Genomic DNA, 8,684 nt, shown 5'->3' on the forward strand with positions numbered 1-8,684 from the left:
TGTCCCGTGTAAATACGCCCTGAAATGCGGTTTTCCGCCCGGCAGGGGGGCGCGCGAGATCCCCGGAACAGGCATGCGAAACTTTTCACATGAGTACCCGTAGCCGCGCCGTCCTGCTCAGCGCTGTGGCCGCCGTCGCGGCCCTGACCCTTTCCGCGTGCGGTAAGGGCGGTATCTCCGGCGGTGGCGGCGACACCAACTTCGTCACCGGCAGCAACGGCATCGACACCGTCCCGGCAGGCAAGCGCGCCACGGCCCCGGACCTGTCCGGCAAGACCATCGACGGCAAGACCCTGGACGTCGCCGACTACAAGGGCAAGGTCGTCGTCATCAACGTCTGGGGCTCGTGGTGCGGACCGTGCCGGAGCGAGGCGCAGTACTTCGCCAAGGTCTCCAAGGAGTACCAGGACAAGGGCGTCCAGTTCGTCGGCATCAACACCCGGGACAACAGCACCACCCCCGCGGTCGCCTTCGAGAAGGAGCACGGGGTCGAGTACCCGAGCCTGTACGACCCCACGGGCAAGCTGATGCTCCGCTTCAAGAAGGGCACGCTGAACCCGCAGCTCATCCCCTCCACGCTCATCATCGACCGGCACGGGAAGGTCGCCGCGCGCGCCCTGGAGGCGCTCGACGACACCACCCTGCTGAAGATGCTCAAGCCGGTGCTCGCGGAGAAGTGACGTGAGCACACTCCTCACGCTCGCGGCGGAGACGGGCAGGAACTCGACGGTGCTCAACGGCGCCCTGCTGGTCGCCCTGCCGGTCGCCGTGCTCGGCGGTCTCGTCTCCTTCTTCTCGCCGTGCGTCCTGCCGCTGGTGCCGGGCTACCTCTCCTACGTCACGGGCGTCGCCGGCACCGACCTGGCGGAGGCCCGGCGCGGGCGGATGGCCACCGGCGCCGCCCTGTTCGTCCTCGGCTTCACCGCCGTCTTCGTCTCCGGCGGGGCCCTGTTCGGGTTCTTCGGCTCGACCTTGCAGGAGTACAAGGACACCCTGTCCAAGGTGCTCGGCGTGCTCATGATCCTCATGGGCGTCTTCTTCATGGGCCTGATGCCCTGGCTGACCCAGCGCGAGTTCCGCTTCCACAAGCGCCCCGCCACCGGCCTGGTCGGCGCTCCCCTCCTCGGCGCCCTGTTCGGGATCGGCTGGACACCCTGCATCGGCCCCACGCTCGCCTCCGTCGTCGCCCTCTCCTCCCAGCAGGCGAGCGCCGGCCGGGGCGCGGTACTGACCGTCGCCTACTGCCTGGGCCTCGGCGTGCCCTTCGTCCTCACCGCCATCGCCTTCCGCAAGGCGCTCGGTGCGTTCGGCTGGGTCAAGCGCCACTATGTCTGGGTGATGCGCATCGGCGGCACGATGATGATCGTGACCGGTGCGCTGCTGCTGACCGGGGCCTGGGACCGCCTGGTGCAGGAGATGCAGACCTGGTCCGACGGCTTCACTGTGGGGATCTGATCGATGAGCAAGACCGACACCGACACCGGCCGGGACCAGGAGGACCTGGGGGCGGCCGGCTCCCAGCTGTCCACCGCGCCGCAGGAGGAGCAGACGAGCCTGCCCGGCCTCGGCGTCATCGGCTGGGCGCGCTGGTTCTGGCGGCAGCTGACCTCCATGCGGGTCGCGCTGCTGCTGCTCCTGCTGCTCTCGCTCGGCGCGATCCCCGGCTCGCTGATCCCGCAGACCGGCGCCGACCCCGCCAAGGTCGAGGACTTCCGGGCCGCCCACAAGACGCTGGCGCCGGTCTACGACCAGCTCGGGCTGTTCCACGTGTACAGCTCGGTGTGGTTCTCCGCGATCTACATCCTGCTGTTCGTCTCCCTCATCGGTTGCATCGTCCCGCGCACCTGGCAGTTCGTCGGCCAGCTGCGCGGCCGTCCGCCGGCCGCCCCCAAGCGGCTGACCCGGCTGCCCGCGTACACGACATGGCGGACGCAGGCCGACCCGGAGCAGGTCCGCGAGGCCGCGCTCGCGCTGCTGAAGAAGCACCGCTTCCGCGCCCATGTCGCCGGTGACGCCGTCGCCGCCGAGAAGGGCTATCTGCGCGAGCTGGGCAACCTGGTCTTCCACATCGCCCTGATCGTGCTCCTGGTCGCCTTCGCCTCCGGCCAGCTGTACAAGTCCGAGGGCAACGTGCTGATGGTGGAGGGCGACGGCTTCTCCAACACGCTGCCGATGTACGACGACTTCAAGTCCGGCAGCCTGTTCGAGACCGACGACCTGGTCCCGTTCAGCTTCGACCTCAAGGACTTCAAGGGCACCTACGAGGCCAGCGGCCCGAACCGGGGCACCCCGCGCACCTACGAGGCGAAGATCCGCTACAGCGTGGGCGCGTACGGCAAGGAGAAGGCGACCACCGTCAAGGTCAACAAGCCGCTGGAGATCGACGGCTCCAAGGTCTACCTCGTCAGCCACGGCTACGCGCCCGTCGTCACCGTCCGGGACGGCAAGGGCAAGGTCGTCTTCCACGCCCCCGTGGCCCTGCTGCCCCTCGACGGGAACGTCTCCTCGCAGGGCGTCGTCAAGGTCATGGACGGCTACCGCGACGCCAAGGGCAAGAAGGAGCAGCTCGGCTTCCAGGCGTTCTTCGTGCCCACCTTCGACGCGCAGAGCGGCACGATGCTCTCGCAGTTCCCGGCGCTGCTGAACCCGCTGCTCGCGGTGAACGCCTACCACGGCGACCTGGGGGTGAACTCGGGCATCCCGCAGAGCGTGTACCAGCTCGACAAGAAGCACATGAAGGCGTTCAAGGACGGCAAGGGCCAGCTGCTGAAGAAGCTGCTGAAGCCGGGCGACACGCTCACGCTGCCGAACGGCGCCGGGTCCATCACCTTCGAGAAGGACATCAAGGAGTGGGCCGGCTTCCAGATCGTCCAGGAGCCGGGCGGCGGCTGGGCGCTCGGCGGTGCCGTCGCCGCGATCCTCGGTCTCGCCGCGTCCCTGTTCATCCAGCGCCGCCGGGTGTGGGTGCGCGCGGTGCGCGGTGCCGACGGCGTCACGGTGGTCGAGATGGCCGGGCTGGGCCGCAGCGAGTCCGCGAAGGTGCCCCAGGAGCTGGGCGACCTCGCCGGAAACCTCTACGACCAGGCGCCGGGGGCCCCCGACCCCGACGACGACGCCTCCGAATCCCCAGTCGTACCTGCCGAAGGGGCTGAGAAGTGACTCTCGCCGCCGCAACCAACGAACACCTCGCGAGCATCAGCAACACGCTGATCTACTCGTCGATGGCCGTCTACACCCTGGCCTTCTTCGCCTACATCGCCGAGTGGCTGTTCGGCAGCCGCAGCAAGGTGGGCCGTACGGCCGCCGCGCTCACCGCCGACCGTGGGCGCACGGCGGGCGCGCCCGCCGTCACGGTGCGGCGGGCCGGGGGCACCGCCGTGCTGGAGCGGCCCAAGGTCGTCGTCCGCTCGGCGTCCGGCGCCCGGGACGTGCCGGACGGTCCCGGCGCGCACGGCGGCGACGCGCAGGGCGACCTGTACGGCCGGATCGCCATCTCCCTCACCGCGCTCGCGTTCCTGGTGGAGCTGGGCGGTGTCGTCGCCCGCGCGGCCTCCGTGGAGCGGGCGCCGTGGGGCAACATGTACGAGTTCAACATCACCTTCTCCACGGTCGCCGTCGGCGTGTACCTCGCGCTGCTGGCCCTGAAGAAGAACGTGCGCTGGCTCGGCCTGTTCCTCATCACCACGGTCCTGCTGGACCTCGGCCTCGCGGTCACCGTCCTGTACACGGCCAGCGACCAGCTGGTGCCCGCCCTGCACTCGTACTGGCTGTACATCCACGTCTCCACCGCGATCTTCTGCGGCGCGGTGTTCTACGTCGGCGCGGTCGCCACGATCCTGTACCTGTTCAAGGACGCGTACGAGAACAAGCTCCAGGCCGGCGGCAAGCCCGGCTCCTTCGCCACCTCGGTGCTGGAGCGGCTGCCCGCCTCCGCGTCCCTGGACAAGTTCGCCTACCGGGTCAACGCGGCCGTGTTCCCGCTGTGGACCTTCACGATCATCGCGGGGGCGATCTGGGCGGGCGACGCCTGGGGCCGGTACTGGAACTGGGACCCGAAGGAGACGTGGTCCTTCATCACCTGGATCGCCTACGCCTGCTACCTGCACGCCCGTGCCACCGCGGGCTGGAAGGGCCGCAAGGCCGCCTACCTGGCCCTGATCGCCTTCGGCTGCTGGCTGTTCAACTACTACGGCGTCAACATCTTCGTCTCCGGCAAGCACTCGTACGCCGACGTCGGCCTGGGCGTCCTCCGCTCGACCGGGTTCTGAACCCCCGGACCTGCCCTGAAGGCCGGTTCCCTGTGACCTGAGGCACGGGAGCCGGCCTTCGTCGTCCGCAGGGACAACAGGCCGGGCGGGCCGGCGGCCGTGACCGCGTGCGCGGGCTCCGGGGCGGGGGCAGGCTGGTGTCATGAGCGGTTCCATCGCACAGGGCACCAGCCAGACCCACGGGAACACGCACATCCTGCACTTCGTGGTGCGGCTCCCGCGGCGCATGGAGGACGTCTGGCCCGCGCTGTCCACGCCGGACGGGCTGGCGTCCTGGTTCACCCCGGCCGACCTGCTCGAAGGCCGGCTCGGCGGCGCGGTGACGCTGCGCGGGCTGGGCAGCGGACAGGTCACCGCGTGGGACGTGGACCGGGTCGCCGAGTACACGATCGAGGGCGCCGGGCGGATCCGGTTCCACCTGGAGCGGGGCGGCGAGGACGGCAGCGTGCTCCGCTTCACGCACGAGTTCCAGGGCGAGGAGGAGACGGAGCAGAACTGGCGGGACCGATTCGAACGCCTGATCGAGATCGCTCGGTCCTCGCACGACCTGCCCGGCCAGCCGCCCGCCGAGCCCCTCCCCGGGCAGTTCACCTAGGACGGCGGCAGGCACTCCTTCCCCGGCGGCTTCCCCTCCGGCCAGGCGATCCGCACGAAGCGCGAGCCGCCCTGCGGGGTCAGCTCCACGATCGGCACCGCCTTGTCGTACGGGTTGCCGTGCACATCCAGGCAGATCCAGCCGCTCGCCCCGGCCACCCGCAGCGAGCCCTTGACCTGCGGCCACTGCAGGCCGACGTCCGTGAGCGCCGGGACGGACCGGCCGGCCGGCACCGCCTCGCGGATGCCGTGCACCGCCAGGCGCAGGGCGTCGTAGCCGATGATCAGCTGCCCGTCGTCCAGGGCGGCCGGGCCGATCGGACCCATCGGTGCCCGCGCCGCGTCCGCCAGCAGCCGCCGCAGCGCGGCGAAGTCGGCCACCGAGCCGCCCGTCCGCTCCCGCGCCTTCGTCCAGGCGTCCGGGTGGGCGAGGGAGGTGTAGCGCACCGCGAGGTTGCGCCGCAGCGCGCCGCGGTCCAGGTCCTTCTCGTGGGTCAGGTACGAGGCCTCGTCGCCGGTCAGCAGCGTGAACCTGCGGTCCTGGCAGCCCCGGCCGCCCAGGGCGTTGATGAACTGGCGCAGCTGGGTGTGCCGGCCCGCGAACAGGATCGTGTCCGTCTCCCGGGAGGTGTCGCACACCAGGTGCGTGATCTGCCGGAAGGTGTTCGCGGTCGAGCCCTCCTCGGTGCGGTCGGCGGGCGGCGTGAACGGCTGCGGCTCGTACGGCGACCCCTTGATCAGCGCCGCGAACGACTCTTGCAGCGTCCGCGTGTACGGGTCGCCCGGCTTGTCGTACACCAGCAGTGCCCGGCCCGCGCTCACCTTGGCGAAGGAGGCCAGTGCCCGGGCCTCGTCGGTGTTGGTCGGCGCCACCCGCGCCAGCCCGGGGTAGGGGTCCCGGCCCCGCTGCCCGTTGGCGAGGTCGTCGGCGGTGATGGTGGAGCCGACCACCGGGATGCCCTGCCGGGTCAGCTCCTTGACGGCCTGCTTGTTGGGCTCGGTGCTCTGCCCGACGCCGACGACCGCGCGCAGCCGGTCCGCGCTCGTCGTCATCGCGGCCAGCTGCTCCACCGCCGGCCGCCAGTGCGCGCCGGTCGCGCCCGGGTTGGCGAGCACCAGCCGGATCTGCGGGCGCTGCCCGTTGGCCTCGTGGTTGGCCTGGTACTGGGCCAGGTAGGCGCCCATGAGCTGGTGGCGGATGTCGTTCAGGCTGGTCGACGACGCGGTGGTGTACGGCAGCAGCAGCGCCACCGTCACGAAGCCGCCGGGCTTCAGCCGGTCGTTCTCCCGGCCGATCGCCCGGACCACGTCCCGCAGCCGGGACTGCCCGAAGTCGTACGGCCCGGTCGCCACGCCCACGCACTCGTCGCCGCCCTCCGGCCGGGCCACCCCGGGCCCGCAGGACGGGTCGTCGCGCAGCACGGCCCGGACCGCGACCGCCAGCCCGGCCACCAGGACCGCCGCCAGCACCAGGGCCGTGTAACGGCGCAGCGGGATCTCCCACACGCCCTCGCGGATCCAGGTGCCCACACCCCTGCGCGCCATCACGCCTCCCCGCTGTCGTCGTCCGGGCCGCCGCCCTCGGGACCGTCCATCGGGCGCCCGGCCGGCGCCTCCGCCGGCCAGTGCTGCTCCAGCCCGAAGCCCGACATCAGCCGCGGGAAGGCGATCCGTCCGGCGCCCGCGACCGGCGTATGTCCCCTGTACGCGTCCCGCAGCTCGGCGAGGACCGCGCTCTTGCCCAGCCCGCGCCCCCCGGTGCGCACCACGAACAGCGGTTCGTCCGGATGCTCGTACGGATCTGCGCGGTGCCGGTGCGGGCGCAGGCCCACGAGCCGCGGCGCGAGGCCGGCCGGATCGACGTCGAACAGCGCTCCGCGCCCGTGCAACCGTCTGTGCACCGCATCTCCCCCTCAACGGCAGTGTAGGAAGGGGGAGTTGCTCCGTACCAGGGTCCGTGGTGTCCGTTGTGTTACGAAAGCGCTGCGGTACGAAACGGCCGGAAGGCCTCCGCGACCGCCGGCCGGCTCACGAGACCGCCGGGAGGCTGCCGTCGGCCACCGAGGCGACCCGGTCCCGCAGCCGTTCGACGTACAGCCGCATCGTCTTCGCCGCGATGTCCGTGTCCGGGTACCGGCTCGCCAGCCACAGCCCCTCGGGCAGCCGGTTCACCCACACGCACACCTGGTCCCCGTAGGACACCCGCATCAGCCCGTACGCCTTCAGCCCGGACCACCGCTCGGCGCCCGGGAAGGCGCGGGCGTCGACGTACGACACGATCGAGTGCAGGTCCGGGGAGGTCGGCCGGAAGTCGGAGCCGAGCAGGCGCAGCACCCGGGCCAGCGGCATCCGGGCCAGCGACCGGTTGGCCTGAAGCTCGGCGCGCACCGCCCGCAGCGCCTCCGGGAAGCCACGGGTACGGCCCACCGGCACCTCGATCGGGGCACCGCCCACGTACCAGCCCACCGAGTCGGTCCACCGCGACTTCACCCGGGTGTGGAACGGCACCACCGTGCGGTACACCGGCTGCCCGCCCAGCTCGTGCACGATGAGTCCGGTCGCGGCCAGCACCCCGACGAGGCTGCCGCCGTACGGCCGGCAGTACGCCTCGAACGCCGCCGCCGCGTCCGCGTCCGCCAGCGGTTCGCACAGCATCTGCTGCCGGGGCAGCGGACCGCCCGGTGTCAGGCCGAGGTCGACCGGGAAGGCCGGCAGGGTGCCGTCGCAGCGGCGGATGAACTCGCGCCAGCGGTCCACGATCGCGTGCCGGCCGTCGATGCCGTCCGCGCCGGCCCGCTCGATCTCGCAGAAGTCGATGTAACTGGCGGCCGGCGCGGGGCCGCCCGGCTCGGTCCCGGCCGGCCCGGCCGCGTACAGCTCCTGGATCTCGGCGGGGATCCGGTGCAGGGAGTAGGCGTCGACGTTGCTGTGGTCGAAGGCCATGTAGACGCTCGCACCGTCGTCGCGGACGACCGCCGTGTAGATGAGGTTGGGCCAGCGCAGCGCGTCCGCGACCGTGTCGAAGCGGTCCTGGAGGTGCCGGACGAGGCCCGCCGCGTCGGGGAAGTGGCCCGCCTCCTCCCGGTGCAGGGACACATCGGCGGCGTCGAGCGTGAACCGGCACAGTTCCTCGCCCTTCCAGCGGAAGCCGCTGCGCAGCGTCTCGTGCCGCAGGGTCCAGGCGTGCAGGGCGCGTTCCAGTGCGTCGAGGTCGACCGGGCCGGGCAGGTCGAAGGCGGTGCCGAGCCAGGTCGGCACGAACAGCCCCGTCTCGCGGACGCACTTGGCCGTCCTGATGTGCGACTCCTGGATGTAGGCGGGCGGCCGGGAGTCCTCCGGGAGCGCCGTCGCCGCCGCGACGGTCGCCGGGCTCAGCGTCCACTCGACGAGCCGTCCCGGGCGGACCTCGCAGCGCTGGATGTCAGTGATTCGCACGCGTCTCCCATCGCAGAAGGGGCCCCTGGATGCGGGCCCCCTCCACAGGCAATGCCGTGGGACGCGGCCGGGACATGCCCCTCCGGTTCATTTCAACGGAACGGGTGGCAGGCCGAACGCGGAAGTGATTAACCGTCGGTGACCGGCAGCGAGTTGCCCGCCCGCCCCGGGAGCTAGCCCAGCATGCCGATGACCGCCTGGACCGCCTGTGCCACCGGCTGGCCGACCGCGCCGACCGTGGCGGCGATCCCGGCGATCGCCATCAGCGCGCGGTGCCGCTCCTGCGCGGGCACGGCGGCCTCGGCGCTGAGGGCGGGCAGTGACTCGTCGAGCAGCTGGGCGCTGGGGGCCGGCACTTGGGTGCGCAGCTCGCCGATCAGCCGGTGC

Annotated in this window: 7 protein-coding genes and 2 pseudogenes; 5 read left to right on the top strand and 4 right to left on the bottom strand. The window is 71.7% G+C overall.

Annotated features, from left to right (window positions below; all coding sequences use genetic code 11):
• Nucleotides 1–89: 89 nt before the first annotated feature.
• From CCN44_RS07305 to CCN44_RS07325, 5 genes are all read left to right on the top strand, one after another.
• Entirely contained in the window at nt 90–680 is a 591-nt protein-coding gene (locus CCN44_RS07305) for a TlpA family protein disulfide reductase (protein ID WP_189397094.1), read from the top strand.
• A 1-nt stretch (nt 681) separates the two neighbouring features.
• Nucleotides 682–1,455 (top strand): cytochrome c biogenesis CcdA family protein, encoded by a 774-nt coding sequence (locus CCN44_RS07310; RefSeq protein WP_059251826.1) that lies wholly within the window; start codon nt 682–684, stop codon nt 1,453–1,455.
• 3 nt (nt 1,456–1,458) lie between these two features.
• Complete coding sequence (gene resB / locus CCN44_RS07315) at nt 1,459–3,159, top strand: cytochrome c biogenesis protein ResB (RefSeq protein WP_086697164.1); 1,701 nt, start codon at nt 1,459–1,461, stop codon at nt 3,157–3,159.
• Nucleotides 3,156–4,268 (top strand): c-type cytochrome biogenesis protein CcsB, encoded by a 1,113-nt coding sequence (gene ccsB, locus CCN44_RS07320; protein WP_086697165.1) that lies wholly within the window; start codon nt 3,156–3,158, stop codon nt 4,266–4,268. Before resB ends, ccsB begins: the two co-directional genes overlap by 4 nt.
• A gap of 142 nt (nt 4,269–4,410) precedes the next feature.
• Nucleotides 4,411–4,863: an SRPBCC domain-containing protein gene (locus tag CCN44_RS07325; RefSeq protein ID WP_107475809.1), complete on the top strand. Its 453-nt coding sequence runs from the start codon at nt 4,411–4,413 to the stop codon at nt 4,861–4,863.
• On the opposite strand, the gene CCN44_RS07330 is transcribed toward CCN44_RS07325, so the two are convergent.
• The 4 genes and pseudogenes from CCN44_RS07330 to CCN44_RS07345 form a co-directional block, all read right to left on the bottom strand.
• Entirely contained in the window at nt 4,860–6,407 is a 1,548-nt protein-coding gene (locus CCN44_RS07330) for a hypothetical protein (protein ID WP_059251832.1), read from the bottom strand. The genes CCN44_RS07325 and CCN44_RS07330 overlap by 4 nt on opposite strands.
• A 98-nt stretch (nt 6,408–6,505) precedes the next feature.
• Nucleotides 6,506–6,763 (bottom strand): annotated as a pseudogene (locus CCN44_RS07335) (hypothetical protein); the annotation flags it as partial.
• Nucleotides 6,764–6,890: 127 nt separating this feature from the next.
• On the bottom strand, nt 6,891–8,297 hold the full coding sequence (locus tag CCN44_RS07340) for a condensation domain-containing protein (protein ID WP_059251836.1): 1,407 nt from the start codon (nt 8,295–8,297) through the stop codon (nt 6,891–6,893).
• Between the two features lie 173 nt (nt 8,298–8,470).
• Nucleotides 8,471–8,684, bottom strand: a pseudogene (locus CCN44_RS07345) (hypothetical protein); the annotation flags it as partial.

It is taken from the genome of Streptomyces tricolor (assembly GCF_002155905.1).
Classification (GTDB): domain Bacteria; phylum Actinomycetota; class Actinomycetes; order Streptomycetales; family Streptomycetaceae; genus Streptomyces; species Streptomyces tricolor.

Bases quoted from the DNA above. Each gene is read 5' to 3' on its own strand.
- CCN44_RS07325 (WP_107475809.1), top strand. From the start codon at position 4,411: ATGAGCGGTTCCATCGCACAGGGCACCAGCCAGACCCACGGGAACACG.
- CCN44_RS07305 (WP_189397094.1), top strand. From the start codon at position 90: ATGAGTACCCGTAGCCGCGCCGTCCTGCTCAGCGCTGTGGCCGCCGTC.
- resB (WP_086697164.1), top strand. From the start codon at position 1,459: ATGAGCAAGACCGACACCGACACCGGCCGGGACCAGGAGGACCTGGGG.
- CCN44_RS07330 (WP_059251832.1), bottom strand. From the start codon at position 6,407: ATGGCGCGCAGGGGTGTGGGCACCTGGATCCGCGAGGGCGTGTGGGAG.